The 26,132-nt window shown below is 64.0% G+C and carries 26 protein-coding genes; 19 read left to right on the top strand and 7 right to left on the bottom strand.

The window, feature by feature from the left end; genetic code table 11:
• Positions 1-55: 55 nt before the first annotated feature.
• Positions 56-973, bottom strand: coding sequence for a pca operon transcription factor PcaQ (gene pcaQ / locus A3AU_RS0128350; protein ID WP_027055886.1), 918 nt, complete (start codon positions 971-973; stop codon positions 56-58).
• 92 nt (positions 974-1,065) lie between these two features.
• On the opposite strand from pcaQ, the gene pcaD reads away from it, so the two are divergent.
• From pcaD to pobA, 6 genes are read left to right on the top strand one after another with little or no spacing between them, the layout of a single operon-like run.
• Positions 1,066-1,875, top strand: coding sequence for a 3-oxoadipate enol-lactonase (pcaD, locus tag A3AU_RS0128345; RefSeq protein ID WP_027055885.1), 810 nt, complete (start codon positions 1,066-1,068; stop codon positions 1,873-1,875).
• Positions 1,868-2,275, top strand: a complete 408-nt coding sequence (pcaC, locus tag A3AU_RS0128340; RefSeq protein WP_027055884.1) for a 4-carboxymuconolactone decarboxylase — start codon at positions 1,868-1,870, stop codon at positions 2,273-2,275. Before pcaD ends, pcaC begins: the two co-directional genes overlap by 8 nt.
• Entirely contained in the window at positions 2,265-3,020 is a 756-nt protein-coding gene (gene pcaH / locus A3AU_RS0128335) for a protocatechuate 3,4-dioxygenase subunit beta (protein WP_027055883.1), read from the top strand. Before pcaC ends, pcaH begins: the two co-directional genes overlap by 11 nt.
• Entirely contained in the window at positions 3,020-3,634 is a 615-nt protein-coding gene (pcaG, locus tag A3AU_RS0128330) for a protocatechuate 3,4-dioxygenase subunit alpha (protein WP_027055882.1), read from the top strand. Before pcaH ends, pcaG begins: the two co-directional genes overlap by 1 nt.
• A gap of 19 nt (positions 3,635-3,653) precedes the next feature.
• On the top strand, positions 3,654-4,706 hold the full coding sequence (locus A3AU_RS0128325; protein ID WP_027055881.1) for a 3-carboxy-cis,cis-muconate cycloisomerase: 1,053 nt from the start codon (positions 3,654-3,656) through the stop codon (positions 4,704-4,706).
• Positions 4,707-4,761: 55 nt separating this feature from the next.
• The gene (pobA, locus tag A3AU_RS0128320; protein ID WP_027055880.1) at positions 4,762-5,934 is read left to right on the top strand and encodes a 4-hydroxybenzoate 3-monooxygenase; all 1,173 of its coding nucleotides are present in this window, start codon (positions 4,762-4,764) and stop codon (positions 5,932-5,934) included.
• Positions 5,935-6,048: 114 nt separating this feature from the next.
• On the opposite strand, the gene A3AU_RS0128315 is transcribed toward pobA, so the two are convergent.
• Both A3AU_RS0128315 and A3AU_RS0128310 read right to left on the bottom strand, forming a co-directional pair.
• A complete protein-coding gene (locus A3AU_RS0128315) occupies positions 6,049-7,332 on the bottom strand; it encodes a D-tagatose-bisphosphate aldolase, class II, non-catalytic subunit (protein ID WP_027055879.1) in 1,284 nt (427 codons plus the stop codon).
• Positions 7,329-8,282, bottom strand: a complete 954-nt coding sequence (locus A3AU_RS0128310) for a tagatose kinase (RefSeq protein ID WP_027055878.1) — start codon at positions 8,280-8,282, stop codon at positions 7,329-7,331. The genes A3AU_RS0128315 and A3AU_RS0128310 overlap by 4 nt, the downstream gene beginning before the upstream one ends.
• Before the next feature lie 264 nt (positions 8,283-8,546).
• Between A3AU_RS0128310 and A3AU_RS0128305 the strand changes: the two genes are divergently transcribed.
• Positions 8,547-9,581, top strand: a complete 1,035-nt coding sequence (locus A3AU_RS0128305; protein WP_027055877.1) for a LacI family DNA-binding transcriptional regulator — start codon at positions 8,547-8,549, stop codon at positions 9,579-9,581.
• On the opposite strand, the gene A3AU_RS0128300 is transcribed toward A3AU_RS0128305, so the two are convergent.
• From A3AU_RS0128300 to A3AU_RS0128290, 3 genes are all read right to left on the bottom strand, one after another.
• Entirely contained in the window at positions 9,569-10,519 is a 951-nt protein-coding gene (locus tag A3AU_RS0128300; protein ID WP_027055876.1) for an alpha/beta hydrolase, read from the bottom strand. The two genes, A3AU_RS0128305 and A3AU_RS0128300, sit on opposite strands and share 13 nt — an antisense overlap.
• A 78-nt stretch (positions 10,520-10,597) precedes the next feature.
• On the bottom strand, positions 10,598-11,746 hold the full coding sequence (locus A3AU_RS0128295) for a Gfo/Idh/MocA family protein (protein WP_027055875.1): 1,149 nt from the start codon (positions 11,744-11,746) through the stop codon (positions 10,598-10,600).
• 262 nt (positions 11,747-12,008) lie between these two features.
• Entirely contained in the window at positions 12,009-12,770 is a 762-nt protein-coding gene (locus A3AU_RS0128290) for a DeoR/GlpR family DNA-binding transcription regulator (RefSeq protein ID WP_027055874.1), read from the bottom strand.
• A gap of 162 nt (positions 12,771-12,932) precedes the next feature.
• Here A3AU_RS0128290 and A3AU_RS0128285 point away from each other — a divergent pair, with 162 nt between their 5' ends.
• The 12 genes from A3AU_RS0128285 (at position 12,933) to A3AU_RS0128225 (ending at position 24,509) form a co-directional block, all read left to right on the top strand.
• Positions 12,933-13,733 (top strand): beta/alpha barrel domain-containing protein, encoded by an 801-nt coding sequence (locus A3AU_RS0128285; RefSeq protein ID WP_010914679.1) that lies wholly within the window; start codon positions 12,933-12,935, stop codon positions 13,731-13,733.
• 3 nt (positions 13,734-13,736) lie between these two features.
• Positions 13,737-14,687: a PfkB family carbohydrate kinase gene (locus A3AU_RS0128280; RefSeq protein ID WP_027055873.1), complete on the top strand. Its 951-nt coding sequence runs from the start codon at positions 13,737-13,739 to the stop codon at positions 14,685-14,687.
• 88 nt (positions 14,688-14,775) lie between these two features.
• Positions 14,776-15,921 carry an ABC transporter ATP-binding protein gene (locus A3AU_RS0128275; protein WP_027055872.1) on the top strand — a complete coding sequence of 382 codons (1,146 nt, stop codon included), beginning with the start codon at positions 14,776-14,778 and terminating at the stop codon, positions 15,919-15,921.
• A 110-nt stretch (positions 15,922-16,031) separates the two neighbouring features.
• Positions 16,032-17,282 (top strand): ABC transporter substrate-binding protein, encoded by a 1,251-nt coding sequence (locus A3AU_RS0128270; RefSeq protein ID WP_027055871.1) that lies wholly within the window; start codon positions 16,032-16,034, stop codon positions 17,280-17,282.
• 139 nt (positions 17,283-17,421) lie between these two features.
• Positions 17,422-18,318 carry a carbohydrate ABC transporter permease gene (locus A3AU_RS0128265; protein ID WP_027055870.1) on the top strand — a complete coding sequence of 299 codons (897 nt, stop codon included), beginning with the start codon at positions 17,422-17,424 and terminating at the stop codon, positions 18,316-18,318.
• Positions 18,319-18,324: 6 nt separating this feature from the next.
• On the top strand, positions 18,325-19,167 hold the full coding sequence (locus A3AU_RS0128260) for a carbohydrate ABC transporter permease (RefSeq protein WP_027055869.1): 843 nt from the start codon (positions 18,325-18,327) through the stop codon (positions 19,165-19,167).
• 46 nt (positions 19,168-19,213) lie between these two features.
• A complete protein-coding gene (locus A3AU_RS0128255) occupies positions 19,214-20,035 on the top strand; it encodes a sugar phosphate isomerase/epimerase family protein (RefSeq protein WP_027055868.1) in 822 nt (273 codons plus the stop codon).
• 11 nt (positions 20,036-20,046) lie between these two features.
• Positions 20,047-21,123, top strand: coding sequence for a Gfo/Idh/MocA family protein (locus A3AU_RS01000000136245; protein WP_032918293.1), 1,077 nt, complete (start codon positions 20,047-20,049; stop codon positions 21,121-21,123).
• Positions 21,123-21,944 carry a sugar phosphate isomerase/epimerase family protein gene (locus tag A3AU_RS0128240; protein WP_027055866.1) on the top strand — a complete coding sequence of 274 codons (822 nt, stop codon included), beginning with the start codon at positions 21,123-21,125 and terminating at the stop codon, positions 21,942-21,944. Before A3AU_RS01000000136245 ends, A3AU_RS0128240 begins: the two co-directional genes overlap by 1 nt.
• Positions 21,941-22,774, top strand: a complete 834-nt coding sequence (locus tag A3AU_RS0128235; RefSeq protein WP_027055865.1) for an alpha/beta fold hydrolase — start codon at positions 21,941-21,943, stop codon at positions 22,772-22,774. Before A3AU_RS0128240 ends, A3AU_RS0128235 begins: the two co-directional genes overlap by 4 nt.
• Positions 22,771-23,493 (top strand): ribulose-phosphate 3-epimerase, encoded by a 723-nt coding sequence (locus A3AU_RS0128230; protein WP_027055864.1) that lies wholly within the window; start codon positions 22,771-22,773, stop codon positions 23,491-23,493. Before A3AU_RS0128235 ends, A3AU_RS0128230 begins: the two co-directional genes overlap by 4 nt.
• The gene (locus tag A3AU_RS0128225) at positions 23,490-24,509 is read left to right on the top strand and encodes an ROK family protein (protein WP_027055863.1); all 1,020 of its coding nucleotides are present in this window, start codon (positions 23,490-23,492) and stop codon (positions 24,507-24,509) included. Before A3AU_RS0128230 ends, A3AU_RS0128225 begins: the two co-directional genes overlap by 4 nt.
• 108 nt (positions 24,510-24,617) lie before the next feature.
• On the opposite strand, the gene A3AU_RS0128220 is transcribed toward A3AU_RS0128225, so the two are convergent.
• Positions 24,618-25,946 carry a dicarboxylate/amino acid:cation symporter gene (locus A3AU_RS0128220; protein WP_051355493.1) on the bottom strand — a complete coding sequence of 443 codons (1,329 nt, stop codon included), beginning with the start codon at positions 25,944-25,946 and terminating at the stop codon, positions 24,618-24,620.
• Between the last annotated feature and the right edge of the window lie 186 nt (positions 25,947-26,132).

The following is a 26,132-nucleotide window of genomic DNA, read 5'->3' as shown; positions in this document are numbered from 1 at the left end:
CCCTGGAGTTAGTGGATCTATGAGGAGGACGGAGCTAGTCTGACCAGTCGATGCCTCAGCTCCCCGATCTGGCCGCCTCGCGAATGGTCTGCAGCAGGATGGTGAAGGCCGGCGAGGGCGCTGTGTCGGTGCGCATCGTCAGGCCGACCGGCCCCTTCGTTTCCTCGGTGTCGACCGGCAAGGCGACGAAGGCGCCGTTGGCGATCTCGTTGGCGACCACGCCGGCCGAAATGATCCACACCGCATTGCTCTGCCGCATGAAGGAGCGGCCGAAAGAGTCCGAGACGGTTTCGATCTCGGTAGTCGGCGCGGTCATGCCGTTGGTGATGAACAGGCGATCGACAAAGGGGCGGATGACCGATTCCCGGGTCGGCATCAACACCGGGAATTCGTCGAGCCTAGCGAAGATGTCCGCGCCCGGTTCCAGCAGCGGATGTCCGGCCCGCACCACGAACAGCACCTGTTCGGAGTAGAGATGCTCGAAGAAGAAGCCGGTCATGTTTTCGGGCGCGGCCAACCGTCCGACGACGAGATCGAGCGCGCCAGTGCGCAATTGTTCGAGCAGCACGGCGTTCTCGCCGGTGACGATCTTGATCGCGGCCCCGGTATTTTCCCCGAGGAACAGGCTCATGGCCCGCGGCATGACCTTCGCCGACACCGTCGGCAGCGCGCCAATGCGGATCGGGTGGCGGTTGATGGCGCCGTCCTGGCGCACGGAATCGACGCCGCGCTTCAACGCCGTGATCGCCGAGCCGGCATGGCTAAGGAAGATCTCGCCAAGCCTCGTGACGCGGATGCCGCGCCCGTCACGCTCGACAATCGCGACGCCGAGCGCCTCTTCCAACTCGCGCAACGTCTTGGTCACCGCCGGCGCGCTGACATGCAGGAAGTCGGCGGCGCGCACCACGCTGCCTTGCCGCGCGACCTCCAGGAAGGCCTGCAGGTGACGGAACCGAATGCGGCTCTCGGCCATAGGTTGATAACCCCTGAGTTAATGGAACGGCGAAAAATATCATTTTACCGAACCAAATGCCTTGTGCAATGTGGAGATGGAGGATCGAAATCGTGCCATTCGTCACAATCGGCGGCATCACGCTGCACCATCGCCGGATCAAGGCGACCGGCAAGGCGCGCCCGATCATACTCATCAATTCGCTGGGCACCGACTTTCGGATCTGGGACGATATTGTTGCGGCGCTTGATGGCGAAATGCCCTTGCTGGTCTATGACAAGCGCGGCCATGGGCTATCCGACATCGGCGACATCAGGTCGATCGACGATCATGTCGACGATCTCGCGGGGCTGATCGATCATTTCGGGTTCGAGGATGTCGTGCTGTGCGGCCTGTCGGTCGGCGGCATGATCGCGCAAGGCCTCTATGCCAGGCGGCCGGAGAGCGTCGCGGCCATGATCCTGTGCGACACGGCCCACAAGATCGGTACCAACGAGAGCTGGAACACGCGCATCGCGACGGTCGAACGCAGCGGCATCCAGGCGATTGCCGACGGCGTGCTCAAGGTGTGGTTCACTCCGACCTTCCATACTGCGCGGATGGCCGAGCTTGACGGCTATTGGAACATGATGACCCGCCAGGCGGTCGCCGGCTACGTCGGCACCTGCGCGGCGGTTCGCGACGCGGATTTCACTGATGCAGCACGCCGCGTCGCCGTGCCAACGCTCTGCGTTGCCGGCGACCAGGATGGCTCGACACCTCCCGATCTCGTCCGCTCGCTGGCCGACCTGATCCCCGGATCGCGTTTCGAGATCATCCGCGACGCCGGGCACATTCCTTGCGTTGAACAACCCCAAGCGCTGGTCGCTTTGATCCGCGATTTTGTCGCATCGCTTGCCTCTGGAGCAGACAACCATGGATGAAGTCCCCGGCAACGCAGCCAGATATCGCACGGGTCTCGCGGTGCGGCGCGCCGTGCTCGGCGATCGGCATGTCGATCGGGCCGAAATTGCCGCCACCGATTTCGACCAGCCTTTCCAGGAGTTGATCACCGAGGCTGCCTGGGGGACGGTGTGGGCACGGCCGGGTTTCAGCAAGCGCGAGCGCTCGATCGTCACGCTGGCGCTGCTGGCGGCGCTCGGCCATGATGAGGAGGTCGCCCTGCATGTGCGCGCCACCGCCAACACCGGTGCCACGCGCGAAGATATCTGCGAGGCGTTCCTGCATGTCGCCATCTATGCCGGCGTGCCGGCCGCCAACCGTGCCTTCAGGATAGCCAAGGACGTGTTTTCGGAAATGGACGGAGCCGACGATGCCAGCTGAGTCCGGATCGAACCGGAGGCCCGAGACCGGCGCTTTCTTCCAGCGCGACCGGTCATGGCATCCGCCGGCGCTGACGCCGGGCTACAAGAGTTCGGTGCTGCGCTCGCCGCAGAAGGCGCTTTTGTCCTTCGATAACACGCTGTCGGAAATAGCCGGACCGGTCTTCGGCCACGCCATGCTGGGTGAGCTCGACGCCGACCTGATCTACAATTTCGCCAAGCCGGGCGAGAGCGCCATTGGCGAGCGCATCATCGTCCATGGGCGGGTGCTCGACGAGCGCGGCGTTGGCGTTCCAGGCGTGCTCATTGAATTCTGGCAGGCCAATGCCGGCGGCCGTTACCGCCACAAGAAGGACGGTTATCTCGCACCGCTCGATCCGAATTTCGGCGGCTGCGGACGCACCATTACCGGCCAGGACGGCGGTTATGCCTTCCGCACCGTCAAACCCGGCCCCTATCCCTGGCCGAACGGGCCGAACGACTGGCGCCCGGCGCACATCCATTTCTCGGTCTTCGGTCATGGCTTTGCCCAGCGCCTGATCACGCAGATGTATTTCGAAGGTGACCCGCTGATCTGGAAATGCCCCATCGTGCGCGGCATCGCCGACAAGGCGGCCATCGAGGCGCTGACAGCCAGCCTCGACACGCAGGCGACGATCCCGATGGATGCGCTCGCCTACAAGTTCGACATCGTGCTGCGCGGCCGCCGCTCGTCGCTGTTCGAAAACCGGCTGGAGGGCAATTGATGGCCCAGTCGCTCGACCGGCTGAAGGAGAGCCCTTCGCAGACCGCCGGCCCTTACGTCCATATCGGGCTGACGCCGAATTTTTGCGGCATTGGCGGCGTCTATGCGAGTGACCTCGGCGCGACCATGGTCAACGACAAGACCAAGGGCGAGCGCATCGGTCTCAAGATCCGCGTGCTCGACGGCACCGGCACGCCGCTCAGGGACGCGCTGGTCGAGATCTGGCAGGCGGATGCGGACGGGCTCTACAATTCGCCGGTGGAGATGCGCGGTGCGGCCGACCCGAATTTTCAGGGCTGGGGCCGCTGTCCGACCGACATGGACACCGGCCTCTGTACCTTCGAGACGATCAAGCCGGGCCGCGTCCCGTTCAGGGATGGCAGCCTGATGGCACCGCATATCACGCTGTGGATCGTCGCGCGCGGCATCAATCTCGGCCTGCACACACGGCTCTATTTCTCGGACGAGGAAAAGGCCAATGCCGGGGATCCGATCCTGGCGCGCATCGAACATCGCGTCCGCGTGCCGACGCTGATCGCCGAGCGCCAGGGCGACACCTACGTCTTCGACGTCCATCTCCAGGGGGAGAAGGAAACGGTCTTCTTCGACAGCTGATGCGCAGGAGATCCGAGCCATGACCGTATCGCCCTTCGACCATCCGCTGCTGTCCGCTCTCCTTGGTGACGAGGAAGCATCGAGGCATTTTTCCGTCGAGGCCGAAATCGAGGCGGCGCTTGCGTTCGAACGGGCGCTGGCGGAAGCCGAGGCCGAGAACGGCCTTGTCACGACAGACGCGAAGGCAGCGATAGTAGCGGTGTTGGCTTCGTTCTGGCCGGATACCGCTTTGCTGCGGGCAGGCGTCGCCAAAGACGGCGTCATGGTACCGGAGCTGGTGCGCCAGATCAGGGTGGCGGTCGGCGAACCGCATGGCCAGCACGTGCATTTCGGCGCCACCAGCCAGGACGTCATCGACACGGGCTTGATGCTTCGGCTGAAATTCGTCGTCGAGCACCTCGGCCTGCTGTTGACCGAGACCATCATACGGCTCGCCTCGCTGGAGGACCGCTTTGGGGACAGGGCGCTGACCGGCATGACGCGCATGCAGCCGGCAATTCCAGTCCGGGTGGCGGATCGCGTGACGGCATGGCGGGCACCGCTGCAACGGCATCAGCAAAGACTGTCGGAGCAGGTGAGGCGCCTGCTGGTGGTGCAGTTCGGCGGTGCCGCCGGCACGCTGGAAAAGCTTGGCGACAAGGGGCCGGCGGTACGCGCCGAGCTTGCCGCGAAACTCGGCCTTGCCGATGCGCCGCAATGGCATAGCCAGCGCGATGCGCTCGTCGATTTCGCCGGCTGGCTGTCGCTGCTGACCGGCAGTCTCGGCAAGTTCGGCCAGGACATCGCGCTGATGGCGCAAGGCGGTGCCGACATTGCGCTCTCCGGCGGCGGCGGCTCATCGGCGATGCCGCACAAGCAGAACCCGGTGAAGGCCGAGGCGCTGGTGGCGCTGGCCCGCGTCAACGCCACGCAGCTTGCCGGCATGCATCAGGCGCTGGTGCATGAGCAGGAGCGCTCCGGCGCGGCGTGGACGCTGGAATGGCTGCTGCTGCCGCAAATGGCTGTCGCCACCGCCGCGTCGTTGCGCCTCGCCGCCGAAGTGACCACACAGATCGAAAGTCTCGGGCACTAGTGTATGTCGCCCAAAAGTGCGCAGCGGTTTTGGGAGTAACGACATGCACAAGAATATGCGTACCCAGATCGTCATTGTCGGGTCCGGACCGTCCGGCCTGCTACTCGGGCAACTGCTGGCCGGCATCGGCGTAGAGACGGTCATACTCGAACGCTCGAGCGGTGAGCACGTGCTTGGCCGCGTGCGGGCAGGGGTTCTGGAGCAGGGCACCGTCGAATTGCTGGAAGAGGCCGGTGCTGCCGCAAGGCTGCACGCGGAAGGCTTGCCGCATTCCGGCATCTCGCTCGCTTTCGACGGGCGGCTGCACCGCATCGACCTTTCCGCGCTGACCGGCGGCAAGCATGTCACCGTCTATGGCCAGACCGAAGTGACGCATGATCTGATGGACAAGCGCGAGGCGGCCGGGCTCGTCACCGTCTACGAGGCGTCTGATGTCGCGCTGCACGATTTCGATGGCGACGCGCCTTTTGTCACCTACGCCAAGGACGGCGTCTCCCATCGCATCGACTGTGACTTCATCGCCGGCTGTGATGGTTATCACGGCGTCAGCCGCAAATCGGTACCGGAGCGTGCGCTGAAAACGTTCGAGCGGCAGTATCCATTCGGCTGGCTCGGCGTGCTGGCCGAAGTGCCGCCGGCCGATAACGAGCTGGTCTATGCCAATCACGAGCGGGGTTTTGCCCTGTGCTCGATGCGCTCGACGCACCGCAGCCGCTACTATGTCCAGTGCCCGCAGGATGATCGCGTGGAGGCCTGGTCGGACGACCGCTTCTGGGACGAGTTGCGCCGCCGTTTGCCGGAACCGACGGCGGCAAGCGTCACCATCGGGCCATCCTTTGAAAAGTCGATCGCGCCGCTGCGCTCCTTCGTTGCTGAACCGATGCGTTTCGGCCGGCTGTTCCTGGTCGGTGACGCCGCCCACATCGTGCCGCCGACCGGCGCCAAGGGCCTCAACCTCGCCGCCAGCGATGTACGCTATCTCTTTGCCGGGTTGCGCGACTTCTACACAGAAAAGTCCGAAGCCGGCATCGAAGCCTATTCGCAAAAGGCGCTGGCGCGGGTGTGGAAGGCCGTGCGTTTTTCCTGGTGGATGACGACCATGCTGCACCGCTTTCCCGACACCGGAGACTTCGGCCAGCGCATCCAGGAAGCCGAGCTCGACTACCTCGTGCACTCATGCGCCGCATCGACCGCGCTCGCCGAGAACTATGTCGGACTGCCTTACTGACCGGCGCCCAACAATCCAGCCGCTACCGCCCCAAGAGATTGCGCTCGACGGTTCGCAGATGCGCCAGCATGGCCTGGCTGGCGCTTTCGGGGTCACGGCGCTCTAGCCGGCGGGTCAGCCGGTTGCGCCGGCGTAGGTATCGAGAACCTCTGTCACGCCAGCGATCAGCAGTTCCCTCGCCTTTGGCGCGATGGATCCATTCGCCACCGCACCGCCGAGACGGCTGAGATACTGGCTGACCAGGGGTGAGGGGATGTCGCGGTCGCCGAGCGCTCGCATCAGCGCACCCACGGCCTGCTGCGCCGCCGGTGCCGGCCAGTAATAGCGGATGCGGTCGCTGTAGGAGAAATGCCGTTCGATCCGCTGCTCGGTCGCGGAGCCGTGATAGTAATTCTTCCAGTTGCCCGGCGCCGCCAGCATGACGCGCTCCATCGCCGCCGGCAGGTTTTCGCGCGAGGCGTCGGGGGCAAGAATGTCGGCGATGTGGCTCAAGCCATAGAGCGCTTCGCGCAGCGCGAAGGTCAGCCATGGCCCGACCTTGAGGATGGCGAAGCCGTCATCGACCAGCGCGCTCAGTGCCGAGACCGGCTGGTAGTCGGTCGAATGCGCCTCGAAGACGAATTGCGGCAGGTCCCGCAATGTGCCGGCCAACGCGCGCGCGCGGTCCGGTTGGTAGGTGATCACCTCGGCATTGCCGAATTCGACGCCCGGCTGCACGACGACGCCGAGCGCCCGTGAAAAGGCCTGGTCGAGGCCGCGCCGGCTGAAGGCTTCGCGGTGAATGCGCATCGTTTCAAGTGCCGCCTCCGGTGTCGTCACCGCCAGATGGTCCATTGCTTCCAGGGCGCCGCCGGGGACAGGCACTTCAGTGCCGATGACGTAGATGGGCATGGCGCCGCCCGTTCGTTGCGTCGCGGCCTCCGCCACTTCGGCGAGTTCGGCGGCGCGCGCGGCGATCGTCGCGTCGGGCGGTGCCGCGCCTTCGCCGGCGCAACCCATGCTGGCGTCGAGGTGGATTTTTGTGAAGCCTGCCTCGGCATAGGCGTCGACCATGCGCGAAGCCTTCGCCATGGCCTCGGCCGCCGGCAGGTGTTTCCACGGATTGGGACCGAGATGGTCGCCGCCCAGCACCAGCCTGTCGAGGGAAAAACCGACCTTGCCGGCGATCGTCTCGACGAAGCGGCGGAAATCGGCGGGGGTCATGCCGGTATAGCCGCCTTCGTGGTTCACCTGGTTGCAGGTGGCCTCGATCAGCACATCGGCGCCGCGCGCCTTGCCGTGGCGCAGCGCCGCTTCGATGACCAGCGGATGGGCCGAGCAGATCGAGGCAATGCCGCGGCGTTCGCCCGCTGCGCGGCGCGCCGCGATGGCCGCCAATCTGTCGGTCGCCTGGCTCATGCAAGCGCTCCGGCCTTGGCCGTCGCGACGAACGCTTCGACAGTTTCAAGCGAGGCGATGCCTTCCATCGGTCCCTTCTTCGTCACCGCCAGCGCGCCGCAGCCATTGGCGATGCGCAGCGCGGACTCGGGTGCCGCCCCGCGCAGCCAGAAGGAGACGAAGGCCGCCGCGAAACAGTCGCCGGCACCGGTCGGATCGATTTCGTCGACGGCGTAGCCAGGCGCGGCGGTGCGTCCGGCTTGATCGTAATGAACGGCACCGTGCGCACCCTTCTTGACGACCACGGTTGAAATCCCGCGGTCCAGCATCTCGCGCACCGCACTTTCTTCGTCGCTTGCCTCGGCGAAGATGAACAGTTCAGGCCCGCTCGGCAGGAACACATCGGTCTTCGACAGCACGAAATGCAAGGCCTCGCGCATGCCCGGCAGATCGAGCATCTCCTTGCGGATGTTGGGGTCGAAGGAGACCGTGCCGCCGCGCGCCTTGACCGCCTCGATCCCGTCGCGTGCCACCTCGATCACTTCGGGTGAGAACAGCGAGGTGCCCATGACGTGAAAATGATCGGCGCCGGCCAGCAGCGCGCGCGCCTCGGCGCCGATCTCGATCAGGCCGGCCGCACTGTTCTTGACGTTGTAGACGAAGTGCCGGCTGCCGTCCGTGTCATAGGTGACGAAGGCGGTTCCGGTCGCGGCCCCCCGGTGCACCTTGATGGCCGAGATGTCGGCGCCATCGGCACGCAGGCGCTCGATGTTCAGATGGCCGAAATCATCATCGCCTACTGCGGCGATCAGGCCCGCCGGCTGACCGAGCCGTGCCGCCTGGTCGATGAAGATCGCCGGCGCGCCGGAGGGAAACGGGCCGACCAGCGGGCCGGGGGCACGGAAACTCTGGCCGATACGCTCGGCCATGATCTCGACCAGGATCTCGCCGGCGCAAACCAGTTTCTTCATATCCTCACCATTTGCTGGATGGTTGGCGCCCGGTTGCCGGGGCCTTTTCTCCATATCCGTGCAGGCGTAAAGCCTAGGTTGCTGATTTAGGAGCGTCAATAAATAATTTGACGCGCGCAATGGTTCCGAGTTTGTATTGGAAACAGGAAAATTTGACTGAATAAGTTCGGTCAAGCAATGCTGCCTCACGGCAACGGTCGCAAGACTGATTCTGGCCCGGCCGGAAAGTGGCGGGCGGCGCGTGCAAAGGGGCTGGACATATCGATGGCGGAGAAGACCCACCGCACGATGGATGATTTCGCCAAAGCGTCCGGCGTATCGCGGCCGACCCTGTCGAAGTACTTCGACGATCCGGCGAGCGTGAAGCCGGCGACGCGGGCACGCATCGAGGCGGCACTGCGCTCCTCGGACTATCAGCCCAACGTTTTCGCGCGCAATCTCAACCGCAAACGCACCCGCAACGTCGGCATCGTGGTGCCGACGATCGCCGATCCGTTCTATGCCGAAATGGTCAGCCGCATCGAACTGCGCTGCCGCGACGAGGGTTTCTGGCCGATCGTCATCTCCTCGCACGGTTCGCCGAAACTGGAGGCGGAATCGGTCAGGACGCTGATGTCGCTGAAGGTCGCCGGCGCCATCGTCGCTCCCTTGGGGTCGGTTTCCGAACCCGGTGTCTTCGAGCGGATGAGCGAGGACATTCCGATCGTCTATTTCGACACCTACATCGAAGGCGACACGCCTTTCGTCGGCAACGACAACCATCAGAGCACGTCGACCATCGTCGATTATCTCTGCCGGTCCGGCGAACCGCCGGTCTATGTCGACATTCCGCATGTCAATCACAATTCCGGCGAGCGTCTGCAGAGCTATATCGACACGATGCAGGCAGCCGGCCTGGGACCCGTCGTGCTCAAGGCGGCGGGTGACTACAGCTGGGACTTCGAGCGCATCGGCTATGAGTGGATGGACAGGACGCTCGAGCGAGATGGCCTGCCGGCGCGCACGCTGCTGTGCGCCAACGACCGTCTCGCCTTCGGCGTCATGGCCGCCGCCTTCTCGCGCGGGCTGAAGATCGGCCGCCGCGCCGATTGCGACTTCCGTGTCGCTGCCCATGACGATCATCCGCTGAGCCGCTACACCTGTCCGGCGCTGACCACCATGGCGCAGGATTTCGCCGCCATGGCCGGCCGCAGCGTCGAGATATTGCTGGCCTTGCTGGACGAGGCCGATCCGCCCGGCCAGGGGCTGGCGCGCAACGTCAAGCTCGGCGCGACGCTGGTGATGCGTCAGTCGGCCTGAGCGCGCGTCCGCGGTCGCAGCCACGCCGCTGCCTCGCTCACCGCCTGCCGCGCGGCCAATATGTGGCGGCCCATCGACACGAAGCCGTGGATCTGGCCCGGCCAGTGGCGCAGCACCAGCGGCACGCCGTCGGCTTGCAGGCGCTCGGCATAGGCCGTGCCTTCGTCGGCAAGAATGTCGTGGCCGGCGATCACCACGAACGCAGACGCCACGCCGGCCAGGCTCGGCGCCAGCAGCGGCGAGACGCGCCAGTCCGCCATGTCGGCGGGGGTTCGCACATAGTGGTCGCGGAACCAGGCCATGGTGGCGGCGGTGAGCCCGAAGCCATCGCCGAACCGCCGATAGCTGTCCGCCGTCTGGCGGGCATCGGTGTTGGGATAAATCAGGATCTGTGCGGCAAGCGGCGGTGCCTGCCCGTCTCGGGCGAGCAACGCCAGAACGGCGGCTAGGTTGCCGCCGGCGCTGTCGCCGGCGACGGCGATGCGGGCCGGGTCGATGCCCAGTTCGCCGGCGTTCTCGGCCATTAAGCGGAGCGCCGCCGTGCAATCCTCGAGCCCTGCCGGAAACTTGTGCTCCGGCGCCAGCCGGTAATCGGGGCAGACGACGACGGCGTTGCACAGATTGGCCAGCCAGCGGCAGATCTCGTCATGTGAGTTGAGACTGCCGATGACCCAGCCGCCGCCATGCAGATAGAGCACGGCGCGCGCTCCGGTCCGTGGCGCGCCGGTGCCGCGGTGGATGCGGATCGTAATCGGGCCATTCGGCCCGTCGATCGCCTGTTGCGAGGTCGCTGCCACCGGCTCGTGCTCGCCCTGCTGTGTCGGAAAAGAAGCGTCGTAGGCGGCCCGCGCCGCGGCCACGCTGCCGTTCTCGAACGGCTCGCCGCCGGCCGCGCGGCCGATTTCAAGCACGCGCAGCGCATCCGGATCGAGCGTCATTACTATCTCCGCCAAAAGCAATTCCAGGAAAAGTGTCCAGCGGTTTTCCGTCCGGAATTGCGTGAAAACAAAGAATGCCTAAGCGAGAAGACTGCGTGCCTCGTCCTCGGTCAGCAGCGCCGGTTGGACGACATCGCCGGCAATGGCGACCGAGCTTTTCGTTTCGCCGGAATGCAGGATCGCCTCCATGATCTCCAGCACATGCAGCGCCAGAGTGCCGGACGCGCGGGGCGTTCCCCCTGTCTTCAGCGAGCGCACCAGATCGGCGACTCCGAGCATGCGGTAATTGGCGCGGTCGGGCGCCGCATAGGGCCAATTGCGGGCACCGTAAAGTTCGCCTTCGCTGGCAAAATCCTTCCAGTCGGCGCCGCGTTCCGACAGCGAGACGGTGCCGCCGAACGTGTCGGGATCGGGCAGGCGCAGCGAACCCTCCGTGCCATGCAGTTCAATCGGGTGGTTGGAATGCTTGAAGACATCCCACGAGGCGCCGAAGGTCACGGTGGCGCCGGAGCGGAATTCGAGCAGCGACAGTACGTTGGTCGGCGTGCCGACCTTGAACGTCGTGTTCTTGAATGGCCCCTCGGCCGATATCAGCCGTTCCTCCTGTCCCTTCGTCGCCATCGCCATGACGCGGGCAACGGGGCCAAGCAGGTTGACCAGCATGGTCAGGTAATAGGGTCCCATGTCGAACACCGGGCCGCCGCCCGGCTGGTAGTAGAATTGCGGATTGGGGTGCCAGTGCTCCATGCCGCGTCCCATCATGAAGGCGGTGCCGGTGACCGGGCGGCCGATCGCGCCCTCGTCCATCAAGCGGCGCGCGCGGCGTCCGGCGGCGCCGAGGAACGTATCCGGCGCCGAGCCGAGCAGCACGCCGCGCTTGGCCGCCTCCGCCACCAGCCGGCGCCCGTCACTGGCCGACGTCGCCAGCGGCTTTTCGGTGAAGACATGTTTTCCGGCCGAAAGGGCTGAAAACGAAATGTCGAAATGCGCCGCCGGAATGGTCAGGTTGAGGACGAGATCGATCTCGGGGTCGGCGAGCAGCGCATCGACACCGAGCGCCCGGATGCCATATTCCTTTGCCCGCAATGCCGCCATGTCGGCGGAGATATCGGCGCAGGCGCGCAGTTCGATGCCGCCGAAGAGCGCGGCATTGCGCAGATAGGTCATCGAGATGTTGCCGCAGCCGATGACGCCGATGCCAAGCTTGGCTTTTGATTTGGCCTGCATTTCCTGCCTTACCTCCCAGTGTGTCGTCGTTTGCCCGCTCCCTGCCGCGGAAGCGGATCACTTTCGAAAAGCGCTATACAACATTTTAAATATTGACGCGCGTAAAATTTTTATGCAACATGCGAAAACGCTGGCGGCATCGGAAGAATGCCAGCCTTGGGAGGAAAAAATGCCGGACATGAAAAACGGCCGGGCGCCGATACCAAGCCCGTCGTTCATGCATGCATTGGATCTTCCCGTTGAGTCAGGGGCCGCTACGGCATCAGGCATAGATCACCTTGGCTCGGGTCCTCTCAAGCTGGGTGCGAATTGGATCGGGCAGGCCATCGTCGGTGATCACCACATCGACGCCCGACAGGGAAAATGCCTTGGAGGTGCCGCTGACACCCCATTTGCTCGAATCGGCGAGGAGGACAACGCGCCGGGCCATGCGAACGAGGTTCCGCTTCGTTCGCGCCATGTCTTCGTTCACGTCGACCACATCCAGCGACGAGTCGATCGCATGCGCTCCAACAAAAACCTGATGCGCTACCAGGCCGCCGAGAGCCGTATCGGCGTCGGTGATCAGCGTGCTCACCGTGTCCGGATAGACGCGGCCGCCGATCATGTGAACGTCGAGCCCGGGCCGATGCATCAGATGCTGCACGATATTCATCGCCGTGGCCGCGACCACGACATTGTTGAGCGGCGGTAACAGCATGGCAACCTGCATCAATGTCGAGCCGCCGTCGAAGATGACCGATTGGTTGTCCTCGAACAGCTCGACCGCTGCCCGGGCGATGCGCTTCTTTGCATCGAGGTTCGTTTGCATCCGCCGGGCGAACGCGGCGGTGGTCGAATCGGTGGTCCGGGTCACCGCCCCGCCACGGGTCTTGGTCAAAAGCCCCTTGCGGTCCAGAATCTCGAGGTCGGAGCGCACCGTGACTTCCGACACGTCAAAATCGTCGGACAGGTCCTTCGTGCGAACCTGCCCGCTGCGTTGCACCTCACCCAGGATCGCCTGGCGTCTCTGCTCCGACAACATTGCCCTGTCCTTGCCTCCATGCGCCAGACACTCGCTCTGGCCTCGGTTCACTCTACCAAAAATATGCAAATTCGAAAGCTTTCGAAAGATTGCTTTTCTTGTTTCTTTCGAAAAAACTGGGTTCAGGGTTTCGGAACTAAACCATTGGAGAATTCTGTACTCATGAGCCTAGGAACCAAGGTGCGCTTGGCGCGCCTCTTTTCGCATCCATCGGGAAACCTTTTTGGCGGCGCGGTCGACCATTTTGTCGGCTATGGCGATGTCCGCAAAGGAGGGCTTGCCGACCTGCCGGGCGCGCTGGCGCGGGTCATGGCGGGCAAGCCCGACTACGTCAGCATCCAGCCTGGCACGGCGCGCCATCTATGGCCGCAATACGCGGGTAAAGCCTCTCTGGTGATCCAGGCGGGCTGCTTCACCCCTGACGATCGCATCAGTGAACTGATAGCAACGCCCGAGGACGCAGTGCGCGCGGGGGCCGATGCGTTGGCCGTGGCCATTCCGGTGCGCGGCGCGACCGAGGGCAAGTACATACGGTGGCTGACCGATTCGGTGAATGCGGCGGCCCGCTACGGCATGCCTGTCGTGGCGCATATCTACCCTCGCGATTTCACCGACGGAGCAAAAATCGTCTTCACCCCCGACGAGATCGCCTATGCGGCGCGCATCGGCTACGAGTCCGGCGTCGACGTGATCAAGATTGGCTACACGGGCGATTTTGAGTCGTTCCGAGAGACCGTCCGCACCTGCCCGGTGCCGGTTGTTATCGCGGGGGGTCCGAAGACCGATACGCTGCTCGGCGCCCTTCAGCAGACGGCGGATGCCATTCGCGCCGGCGCCCGCGGCGCCGTGGTCGGCCGCAATCTCTGGGGGCATGGCGATCCGCAGAAGGCAGCGCTTGCCTTTCGGGGTGTCATCCATGACGGCCTTTCGGCGCAGGACGCCCTGGCGAAGGCGGGTGCCTGAACGATGCCCACCGTCCCCTCAATCCTCGGCTTCGGCGCTATCGCGATCGACGACATCGTCTATGTCGATCAGCCGTTGTCGGCGGGCAAGGGGAAGGTTCTGCAAAGTGCCCAGGCTTTTGGCGGCAACGTCGCGACGGCGCTTGCCGCCGTCGCGCGGCTGGGTGGAACCGCTGGGTTCGTCGGATGGCTGGCCAGTGCCGCGGACGACGCCGTGCTGTGCGATCTCATTACCAGCGGCGTTGAAACTGCGTTCGCGCCGCGCCATCCGCGCGCGCGCCCGGTGCGCTCACGGATCACCGTCGGCTCGGATGGAGAGCGGTTCATCGCGTATGACGACGAAGCGATGCTGGGCACCGCGCCGGACTTTCCGGACGAGGTCCTCAGCCGCGCGACCGTGCTGGTCGTCGACAGTTACGCGATCCGGTCGCTGGATGTCGTGGCTCGGGCTCGCGATCTCGGCCTTGCGATCCTCGGCGATATCGAATGGAGCGGCGGGCCGGCCACCGAGAAACTGATCGCGCTCTGCGATCATCTCATACTTCCCCTGGGCTTTGCCCAGGCCGCCACGGGCCGGAGATCGCCCGCTGAGATGCTCGACGCCTTGTGGTTGCCGTCGCGGTCCGCCGTGGTTCTGACGGATGGCGGCAGGGGTGTCTATTATCGCGGGCGCGACGAAACAGGGCTTTGGCACTTGCCTCCCCACCGGGTTGCCGTCGTCGACTCGACCGGCGCCGGCGACTGTTTTCATGGCGCCTATGCCCATGCATTGACGCGCGGAGCCGACACCGCGGGCGCGGTCGCATTCGCGGCCGCGGCCGCGGCTTTGTCGATAACGGGGCGTGGCGGGCGCGAGGCGCTTCCGACCGACGAACAGGTCACGGAACTCCTGGCATCGGCGAACGCTCCGTCGGCGGTCGAACTGAAATATGCGCGGCTCGATACCGGAACATAGGCTAGGACGATGCGAGGAAATATTTCGCAAGGGAAAACGGCCACAAACTTTAAAAAAATCAGTGGCTTGGACTTGTGGAGGGAGGAAGATGGCAGAAGTCGTTCTTGAGAATATCTGCAAGACCTACGGGAACAATTTTCGAGCGATCGATCAATTGAACCTATCGGTCGAGGATGGCGAGTTCTTGATTCTCGTCGGCCCGTCTGGCTGCGGCAAATCCACCGCGTTGCGAATGATCGCGGGATTGGAGGACATCACCAGCGGCAGCCTTCGGATCGGCGGCGTCGACGTCGTTGATATGCCGCCAAAGGATCGCGACATCGCGATGGTCTTTCAGAGCTATGCGCTCTACCCGCATATGACGGTGTTCGAAAACATCGCCTTTTCGATGCGGTTGGCAGGCAAGCCGAAGGCCGAGCGCAAGAAGCGCGTCGACGAGATCGCCAAAACCCTTCAACTGACGTCGCTGCTGGACAGCAAACCCGCCAACCTTTCAGGCGGACAGCGTCAAAGGGTTGCCATGGGCCGCGCCATGGTGCGCGAGCCGGCGGCCTTTCTCATGGACGAGCCGCTTTCCAATCTGGATGCGAAGCTGCGCGTTCAAATGCGCGCCGAAATCACCAGCCTGCAAAAGCAGCTCGGCGTCACGACCATATACGTCACCCACGACCAAATCGAAGCGATGACGATGGGGGACAGGGTCGCGGTGTTGAAAGGCGGCGTGCTGCAGCAGGTCGACACACCCAAGAGGCTGTATGAATCGCCGGTGAACGCCTTCGTTGCCGGCTTTATCGGCTCTCCTTCGATGAACCTTTTCGAGGCGACGCTGAAGGGCGACGACCTGACGTCCGCCGCCTTCGCCATCCGGCTGCAGGATGCAGCCTTCGTGCGCAGGCCGGGCTTGCGGTCGTATGCCGGGCGCAAGGTCGTGTTCGGGATCCGGCCGGAGGATCTCTATGACAGCAGCCTCGAATCCGGGCGCAAGTATCAGACGATACCGGCAAAGGTGACCTCGATCGAAGAACTCGGCTCCGAACAGATCGTCCACCTGAACATCGACGCGGTCCGGGTGGATTCCGGCGACCCGGACGCGGTGGACGATTTTGGCCTGGCATCGAACGCGGTGGCGAGATTCGAGCCGATCAGCGCCGTCCGCGCCGGCTCGGAAATCCGGTTGGCCGTGGATGATGCCAAGTTCCATTTCTTCGATCCCGAGACGCACTTGGCGATCTGAAGAAGCGTGGCAAGGCCCGCAGGCGAGGGCGAGGCGCCTGCGAAAGAAGACTTCTGAATAACCAGACGATCGGCGGCATTGTGCGGTCGATCTTAAAGAAGGAGGAGAAAATGACGTTTCGTTTAAAACCCGCGGTGCTGAAAATGGCCGCGGCCGCTTGGTTGCTTGGCGCAACCAGCGCCATGGCGGCGGACACGACGCTGGAATTCACCCAATGGTGGGAGCCCGAATTGCCGGCCGGCTCGCTCAGGGCAATCATGAATGACTTCGAGGCCGCAAACCCCGGCATCAAGGTGACGCTGGTCAGCGGCCCCTATGCGACCACGCGAGACCAGATCTCGGTTGGCGCCGCAACCGGAACGCTCAGCGACGTCGTCGGCCTCGATGGCGCCTGGGTGAACAATCTGAACGCGCAGGGTGCGCTGGCCGACATGAATCCGTTGATGGATGCCAGCAAGTTCGACAAAGCCCAGGTCGCGGATATCATCAAGGTCGACGGCAAGGCGGTGATGTTTCCCGTCGCTTCCTTCGTCTATCCGGTCTTCGTGAATCTGGATCTCGCCGCCCAGGCAGGCGTGACCAAGCTGCCGTCGACCCGTGCGGAGTTCCTCGACGCCGCCAAGAAGATGACCCATGCCGACAAGAACCAGTATGGCTGGGTGCTACCCCTGTCGCTGCAGTCTCCCGGCGGCGTCCAGAATGACCTGATGTCGTGGGTGTGGGCTTCGGGCCAATCGATGATGGCGAACGGCAAGCCCGACCTCGAAGGCAAGCCGGTGGTGGACATGCTCACCTTCGTCAAATCGCTCAACGACGCCGGCACCATCTCGCCCGGTATTGCCACCAAGACCGAACAGGAAAAGGTCGAGGAATTCGTCAACAACCGCGTCGGCATGATGATCGACTCGCTCGCGCATGTGAACCTGATCCGCAAGCGCAACCCCAACCTGAAGTTCGACCTCATCCCGGTCCCGGTCGTGGACAACTATACCGGAAAGCGCGGCCTTCCCTATGCCTCCTGGGGCATCGGTATCTCGGCTAGCTCGAAACACCAGGAGGAGGCCTGGAAACTCGTCCAATATCTGATGAGTGAAAAGGTCAACGCCAAGCTCGTGTCGCTTGCAAACGCCTTCCCGGGCAATGTCAACGCCAAGCCTGACTTCGTGACCTCCGACAAGGCTTTCGGCAAGGCATTCGAAATCTTCAAGACCGGCTATCTCGCCAACGAGTTCACCGGCCTGCCGGTGGCTGAAGACCTGATGACCCAGTTCGACGTGCAGGCCCAGAAGATGCTTGCCGGCGAGCAAACGCCGGAGGCGGCGGCCGCTGCCGCGCAAAAGGGCTGGATGGCGAAATTCTGATCGGCGTGTTTCGCGTTTGCTATCTTCGACCGGGTGGCCTGACTTCGGGCAGGCCACCCGGCAACAACGGATCGGCAATCTGAGATGGATCTGTTTTTAAAGCTCACCTTCTTTTGAAGGCGTATTCCAAGGTTGGCACATGACCCGGCAGAAGCGCTCCCACCATAAACTGAAACGAGCGGTCGCACCCTATCTCTATTTGTCGCCCTCGCTCATCATAATCGGCCTGCTGATGCTGTTGCCGATGGCGACGGTGATTGCCTACTCGTTCCAGAACAGCGCGGTGCTGCGTCGTGACCCATCATTTGCCGGGCTGAAACACTACCAGGCGATCTTCGCCGACCCGGTGTTTTGGGCCTCGCTGTGGCACACGCTCTACTTTACCTGCATGAGTGTCGTTTTCCACATGACCATCGGCATGGTCTTCGCGCTCATGCTGAACAGCGACCGCATCAATCCGATCCTGCGCAACGTGCTGCGCGTGCTCTACATACTGCCCTGGCTGTTCACTGCGGTGATCATCGCGGTGATCTGGCGCCTGCTGCTCGAGCCGAACGGTGTCGTCAACAGCATCCTCATGCAACTGGGCATCATCGGTTCCAAGGTCGAGTGGTTTTCCTCGCCGCAGACCGCGCTGCACGCCGTCACCTTCGCCAATATCTGGGCGGGCTACCCGCTCTTCATGGTGAGCCTGCTCGCAGGCTTGCAAGGCATCCCCAAGGACTTCTACGAGGCCGCCGATATCGACGGCGCGAAGGCCTACCAGAAGCTGTTCTTCATCACCATCCCGCAACTGATGCCGATCATCATCAGCATCTCGCTGCTCGACTTCATCTGGACCATGCAGGTCTTCCCGTTGATCTGGATAACCACAGGCGGTGGTCCGATCTATTCGACCGAGGTGCTCAGCACCTACACCTACAAGCTGGCGTTTTCGAGCTACAACCTGTCTCAGGCGTCGGCGAGCGCCGTGGTCATCCTGTTGATCTCTCTCGGCCTTACGCTGTTCTATATTCGCTATCAGCGGGCTAGGTAGGACGCCATGACAAGACGAAACACTGGCAAAGACAAGTTGATTACCGTCGCGCTGCATGTTGCTCTTGCGGCAGGACTGTTCTTCGCAGCCTTCCCGATCTACTGGATGCTCAGCAGCTCGTTCAAGTCGAATACCGAAATCTTCGCTCTGCCGCCAACCATCCTGCCGAAGGCCTTCACGCTGGAAGCGTATGAAGCCATCCTTGGCGATCCGGTAAAGCTGCGCTTCTTCTTCAACAGCTACTTCGTGGCGGGAGCGGTGACAGTGCTGACGGTGCTGATCGCCTTGCTGGCCGCCTATGGGTTCAGTCGCTTCAATTTCCGCGGCAAGGGCAGCCTGAACACACTCATCATCAGCACGCAGACCATACCGCCGATCACGCTTTTGATCCCGTTCTTCGGGCTTGTCGTCTCCTATGGAATATTCGACACCTATGTCGCATTGATCCTGACTTACCTGGTGTTTACGCTGCCCTACGCGATCCTGCTGATGACGGGATATCTGAACACCTTGCCCCGCGATCTCGATGAAGCGGTGGCTGTCGACGGCGGCACCAGTTGGACAGCGCTTTGGCGGGTGATCGTCCCGATTTCACTGCCTGGCATCGTGGCCACGTCGGTCTACACATTCCTGTTGTGCTGGAACGAATTTCTTTTTGCGCTGACGCTGACCAAGTCGACGTCCATGCGCACCGTCCCGATCGGCATCCAGCTGCTGATGGGGCAGCACGCCTTCGAATGGAACCAGATGATGGCGATGAGCGTGCTCGGCTCGCTGCCGCTCCTGGTCATCTACCTCGTAGCCCAGAGGTTCTTCCTCGCCGGCATGACCGCGGGTTCGGTCAAGTAGGCCGCACGGAGACCGATGGAACAGATCGATATCAAGGAATGAAAGAATGACCGTGAAAGACCTCAAAGTCGGCTGCCAGACCTTCACCTGGGAAATGCTGGGAGACCGGTTCACCGGCGGCCCCGACGATCTGCTGAAGGCGATCGGCGATGGCGGCTACGCCGGCATCGAGATCACCGACACCATGATCGGCCGCTACGCCGGCAAGCCGGCGGAATTCGCCGCCGCGCTGAAATCGTCGGGCCTGACGCTCGTCTCCTTCGCCTTCGGCTCGAAGAGCGGTTTTACGCTCAAGGATGAGATCGGCGCCGACCTTGAGGCGGCGCAGCGCTGGATCGATTTTGCCGCCGCTTTTCCGGGCGCATTGGTGTCGATGGGCTCGGCCACCGTCGTCTCCGATGGGCCGCGCGATGGCAAGTTCGCCATCGCCGCGGAGCTCTATAACAAAGCGGGTGAGCTCGGCCGCAAGGCTGGTGTCCAGGTGGCGGTGCATCCGAGTTCACACCACAACACGCTGCTGTTCGACCGTGCCGACTATGACGCGATGTTTGCCTTGCTCGATCCCGGTCTGGTCGGCTGGGTGCCGGACACCGGCCATATCCTGCGCGGCCACAAGGACATGGCCGACACGCTCTCCACCTATCGCGACCGCATCCGCTACATCCATTTGAAGGACGTCGACGCCAACGGCACCTGGGCCATGCTTGGCCAGGGCGTCTGCGATACGCCTGAAGTCATCGAAATCGCAAGCACCGCGCCGCATTTCAACGGCTGGCTGGTGCTTGAAGAGGAATCCGAAACGGCCGCCGCCGATCCCGCCGGCGCGGTCAAGACCAACCGCCAGACAATGCGCAGCTACGGCGCCTGAAGAACGAGACGATGATCAAGAAACAAGACAGACGCCTCAGGGTCGGCGTGCTCGGCTGCGGCCCAATCGCGCAATTCGCGCATCTGCAATCCTGCGCCAAGGCCGGCAATGCCGATCTCTACGCCATCTGCGACGCGGCGCCCGACCTGCTCGCCCGCATGGGCGCCACCTATGAACCGCAGAAAATGTATGCCGACTATGACGCCATGCTCGCTGATCCAGAAATGGAAGCGGTGATCGTCGCCACCTCGGATGCCTATCACGTGCCGATGTCGATCAAGGCGCTCGATGCCGGCAAGCATGTTCTGTGCGAAAAGCCGATCGGCACCTCTGTGGAAGAAGGCGAGGCACTGGCCGCGGCAGTGAAGCGGTCGGGCAAGGTGTTGCAGGTCGGCCACATGAAGCGCTTCGATCCGGCGCTCGAGGCGGCGCGCGACTTCGTCCGCGACGAGATGGGCGAGGTGTTGGCGCTGAAGGCCTGGTACTGCGATTCCACCCATCGCTACACCAACACCGATGCCGTGCAGCCGCTGCCCGTCACCAGCAAGCTGGCGCGAAAGCCTGGGGGCAATCCCAAGGCTGATCTCAGGCAGTATTTCATGCTGGCGCATGGCTCGCATCTGGTCGATACGGCACGCTTCCTGTGCGGCGAGATCACTGCCGTGCGCGCGCGCCTCAACGAGCGCTTCGGCGCCTATTGCTGGTTCGTCGAGACCGAATTCGCCAGCGGCGCGCTCGGCCATCTCGACCTGACCGTTGCCGTGCGGATGGACTGGCACGAGGGTTTCCAGCTTTATGGCGAGAACGGTTCGGTCATCGCCAAGACCTTCAACCCCTGGTACTTCCGCGCCAGCGAGGTCGACATCTTCCATGAGAAGGACGCGACCTCGCGCAAACCACTCGGCGCCGACGGCCATTTCTTCCGCCGCCAGTTGGAAGGCCTTGCCGACACCGTGCTGACCGGCGCGCCGATGCGCGGTGCCAATGTCGACGATGGCATCGCCTCGATCCGCGCCATGGTGGCGATTGCCCGCTCTGTAGAGACCGGCGAGCGCATTGAACTCGCCTCGGTTTCGGGTGCGGTCTGATGTATCTAGGCATCTTCGCCAAGACATTTGCGGGCACCGAGCCGGCGGCTGTGCTGGCTGCGGTGAAGCAGGCCGGATACGAGACGACGCAGTTCAATCTCGCCTGCGCCAGCCTGCCATCGATGCCTGATGCCGTGCCGGAGCAGGCTGTCGCGGCGATCCGCACCGCCGCGCAGTCGACAGGCGTTTCGCTCGCGGCACTGTCAGGCACCTACAATATGGCGCATCCCGAAAAATCTGTCCGCGACGATGGCTTGAGGCGTCTGGCCGTGGTCATCGAGACGGCGGCAGCGCTCGGCATCCCGCTGGTCACGCTCTGCACCGGCTCGCGCAATGCCGCTGATCAATGGGCGTATCATCCCGACAATGCGACGCCTTCCGCCTGGTCCGACATGGCCGCCGAGATGGGGAAAGCCCTGGCGCTGGCCGAGGACGCCGGTGTCGATCTCGGCATCGAGCCCGAGCAGGCCAACATCGTCACTTCGGCAAGCGACGCGACGCGCCTGATCGCCGACATGCGCTCCAGGCATCTGAAGATCGTGCTCGATCCGGCGAACCTGTTCGAACACGCGACGCCGGACCAGGCCCGCGCCATCGTCGCCGCCGCGATCGATGAGGCCGCTGGCCACATTGCCATGGCGCACGCCAAGGACCGGCACGGCGACGGCCGCTTCGCCACGGCAGGGCAAGGCATCGTCGATTTCCCTGATTTCGTCGCGCGGCTGCGGGCCGTGGGCTTCGGCGGCGCGCTCGTCACCCATGGGCTCTCCGCCGACGAGGCGCCTGATGTTGCAGCCTTCCTGCGCGGGCTGCTGCGATGAGCGCGGCGACGACGATCATGCTGCGCGACGATGCTGCCCTCAATGTCTTCGACACCGGGCAGGGCAGCCTTCCGGTCGTTTTCCAGCATGGTCTCGGTGGCGATGCCGCCCAGGTGGCGCTGAATTTTCCCGATGGCCCGTCTCGCCGCCGGCTGACCGTCGAATGCCGCGCGCAGGGTGGATCCAGCGCCGGCGGCAAGCGTCCGTTCTCGATAGCGATGTTCGCCGATGACGTGCTGGCCGCCGCCGATGCGGCCGGGCTCGACCGTTTCGTTGTAGGCGGCATTTCGATGGGCGCCGCGATCGCTTTGCGGCTTGCCGCTTACCACACGGACCGTGTGCTTGGCTTGGTGCTGGTGCGCCCTGCCTGGGCCTTTGATACGGCGCCGCAAAACATGCGCCCTTACGTCGAAGCGGCGGAACTCATCCGCCGGCTTCCGCTCGATGAGGCCCGCGACGCCTTTGCCTCCTCCGCAACATCAGCCCGCTTTCGCACACAGGCGCCGGACAATCTCGCCTCGCTGCTCGGCTTCTTCGCGCGCGAAAACGCTGATGTCTTTGCCGAGGTGATGCAGGCGATCGCCCATGACGGGCCTGGCGTGACGCGCGACGAAGCCGCTGCTCTTTCAATACCGACGCTCGTCGTCGGCAGCGGCATCGATCTCGTTCACCCCTTGGCGACCGCACAGGAGCTCGCCGAGACAATGCCCGGCGCGATCTTCACCGAGGTGGTTCCAAAGGCCACCAACAAAGATCGCCATTTCGCCGAAATCCGCGCCGCGCTGGGCGGCTTTCTCGACAGAAATATCAACAATCAGGACCAATCATGACTTCCAAACCCCTGTCAGGCCCCGCCGCCATCGCCGCATTGCCGCGCGATCGTCTGATCGCCGAATTCTCGCTCTGGTCGGCGAATCTCGCCAATTTCGAGAGCGACCTCAGCCGCATCGAACCCTATGTCGACCTGCATCACATCGATGTCGCGGACGGCCACTTCGCGCCGTCCTTCCTGTTCTTCCCTGACCTCGTCGCCCGCATCGCCGGCCTGACGGCCAAACCCATCCACGTCCACCTGATGGTCGATGCCTCGATCGTCGAGGCGCAGACGCGCCAGTTCATCGAGGCCGGCGCCGACATGATCAGCGTCCATGCCGAGAATGGCGAAGCAGGACTGCGCGCCGTGCGGCTGGCGCGCGAACTCGGCGCCGAAGCCGGCGTGGTGCTGCGGCTGGAGACGCCGGTCGAGGCGGTGACGCCCTTCGTTTCCGAGGTCGCCTTCGTCACGCTGCTCGGCACCGCGATCGGCGTCAAGGGCCAGGGCCTGTCGGAAAAGGCCTGCGACAGGCTGGGCGAAGCCCGCGCCATCCTGAGGAAGGCCGGTCGTGAGGCGGAAGTGGTTCTTGCCGCCGATGGCGGCATCCGCCATGAGACGGTGCCGTTGTTGCGCGCCGCTGGCGCCGAGACCGTGGTTCTCGGTTCGCTCGCCTTCGGCGACAAGGATCTCGCCGGCCGCATCGGCTGGCTGCATGGGCTGAAGGTCGCGGCATGACAACCCAAGCCGCCCTCGCGATCGATCTTGGTGGCACCGAGCTTCGGGCCGCCCTGGTCGACCGTGACGGCAAGATCCTGGCCTTTGCCGCCGTGCCGACGCAGGCGCAGGCCGGCCCCGACGTGGTGATCGGCCAGATCGAGGCGCTGGCCGCGACCGTGCATGCCGAGGCGCCGGGGCTCGCCATTGTCGGCGTCGGCGTCGGCGCGCCGGGACCGCTCGATCCGCTGGCCGGCATCGCCGTCGGGCCGCCGACGCTCGCCGGCTGGCAGGATGTGCCCCTGGCCGACATCCTCGAGCGCCGGCTCGGCCTGCCGGTGCGGCTGGAGAACGACGCCAATGCGGCCGCGCTCGGCGAATGGCGCTTCGGTGCTGGCCACGGTGCGCGCTCGCTGGTCTTCGTCACTGTTTCGACCGGCATTGGCGGCGGTGTCGTTGCCGACGGGCGCATCCTGCATGGCCGCCGCGGCCTCGCCGCCGAGATCGGCCACATGACCATCACCAATGAAGGCGAGCGCTGCGTATGCGGCGTCGTCGGCTGCTTCGAGGCCATCGCTTCGGGCACGGCGCTTGGCCGCCGCGCCAATGCCGCCACATCGCCTTTCGATGGCTCGACGCTGCGCCGCCTGTCGGCCAACGCCGAGGTCACCGGACGCCACGTCGTCGAGGCGGCGCGTCTGCAGGACGACCTCGCTCTGGCCCTGCTCGAGGAGGAGGCGCGCTGGCTGGGCGTCGGCTTCACCAATCTCTTGCATCTCTATTCGCCCGACGTGCTGGTCGTCGGCGGCGGCATCGCCAATGGTCTCGACCTGATGCACCCGGTCATCGAGGCGACCATCCGCCAGCGCGCCATGCGCGCCTATCGCGACGTGCCGGTGGTCCAGGCCCAGCTCGGCCGCCACGCCGGGCTGGTCGGCGCCGCCAGCCTTGTGCTGTTCGACGATGGCAGCCTGGCAGCCCGCATGCCTGTCGGTCCAAGCACGTTTCCGGAAGCGAGGCGGGACTTCAATGGCTGAGCTCAAGCCGTGCGGCGTGCGCAAGTCTATCTGACATCCCTCAGCGGACAAAAATGGCCGGAGGCAACGTTGCCTCCGGCCATCTTCATTGCCACGCGGCTACTGGGATTACTCGGCGGGAACGATATCGGCCGGCAGGCTGTCGTCGGCTGTTCCAGCCAGGGCTCTCGCCAGCTTGGCCTCGTCGAGTTCACCTTCCCAGCGCGCCACGACCAGCGTAGCGACGGCGTTGCCGACGAAATTGGTCAGCGCCCGGCATTCCGACATGAAGCGGTCGACGCCGAGGATCAATGCCATGCCGGCGACCGGCACCGAAGGAACCACCGAAAGCGTCGCGGCCAGCGTGATGAAGCCCGCTCCGGTGATGCCGGCGGCACCTTTGGACGACAGCATCGCCACCAGCAACAGCAGGATCTGGTCGCCCATCGAGAGATGGATGTTCGTCGCCTGGGCGATGAACAGCGCGGCCAGCGTCATGTAGATGTTGGTGCCGTCGAGGTTGAAGGAATAGCCGGTCGGGATGACCAGGCCGACCACCGAGCGCTTGGCGCCGGCCTTCTCCATCTTCTCCATCAGCGAGGGGAGTGCGGCTTCCGACGAGGAGGTGCCTAGCACCAGCAACAGCTCTTCCTTGATGTAGCGCAGCAGCGACAGGATGGAGAAGCCGTTGTAGCGGCAGACCGCACCCAGCACGACGAACACGAACAGCAGCGACGTCGCGTAGAAGGTGCCGACCAGCATGGCGAGGTTGATGACCGAGCCGATGCCGTATTTGCCGATGGTGAAGGCCATGGCGCCGAAGGCGCCGATCGGGGCGGCCTTCATCAGTACGCTGACCAGCTTGAACATCGGCGCCATCAGTGCCTGTAGGAAGTTGAGCACCGGCGCGCCTCTGTCGCCGACCAGCGCCAGCGCGATGCCGAACAGCACTGAGAAGAACAGCACCTGCAATATGTCGCCATCGGCGAAGGCACCGACGATGGTGCCGGGGATGATGTTCATCAGGAAGCCGGTGACCGACTGGTCATGCGCCTTGGCGGCATAGGTGTTGACGGTCGAGGCATCGAGCGTCGCCGGATCGATGTTGAAGCCGGCGCCCGGCTGCACGACATTGGCGACGACGAGGCCGATGATCAGCGCGAGCGTCGAGAAGGTGAGGAAGTAGAGCATCGCCTTGCCGGCGACGCGCCCGACCTTCTGCAGGTCGCTCATGCCGGCGATGCCTGTCGCGACCGTCAGGAAAATGACCGGGGCGATGATCATCTTGACCAGCTTGATGAAGGCGTCGCCGAGCGGCTTCATGCTCTCGCCAATCGACGGATAGTAATGGCCGAGCAGGATGCCAACGGTGATCGCCACCAGAACCTGCACGTAGAGTTGGGCATAGAGGGGTTTGCGCGGCGCGGCGGCCGCGCCGGATTGATCTGCGATGTGCATTGAACTCTCCCTGGCCGGATGGACGGATGTGCGTGGCTTCTCCCATCGCGGCGTTCCGGTCGCCCGCCGCTGGAAGGAGTTTTGCAAGCGCCGTGCCAGATCGGGGAAAGCCCGGAATCAGAGGATTCCGGGGCTTCTTCAGTGTTCTTCGGCGAAGGCGTGTGCGGATTTCCGCACAAGAGGCGT

The organism is Mesorhizobium erdmanii USDA 3471, assembly GCF_000472705.1.
Lineage (GTDB): Bacteria > Pseudomonadota > Alphaproteobacteria > Rhizobiales > Rhizobiaceae > Mesorhizobium > Mesorhizobium erdmanii.
Note: the sequence above shows the minus strand (reverse complement) of the source record. Positions and strands in the feature narration are given on the sequence as shown.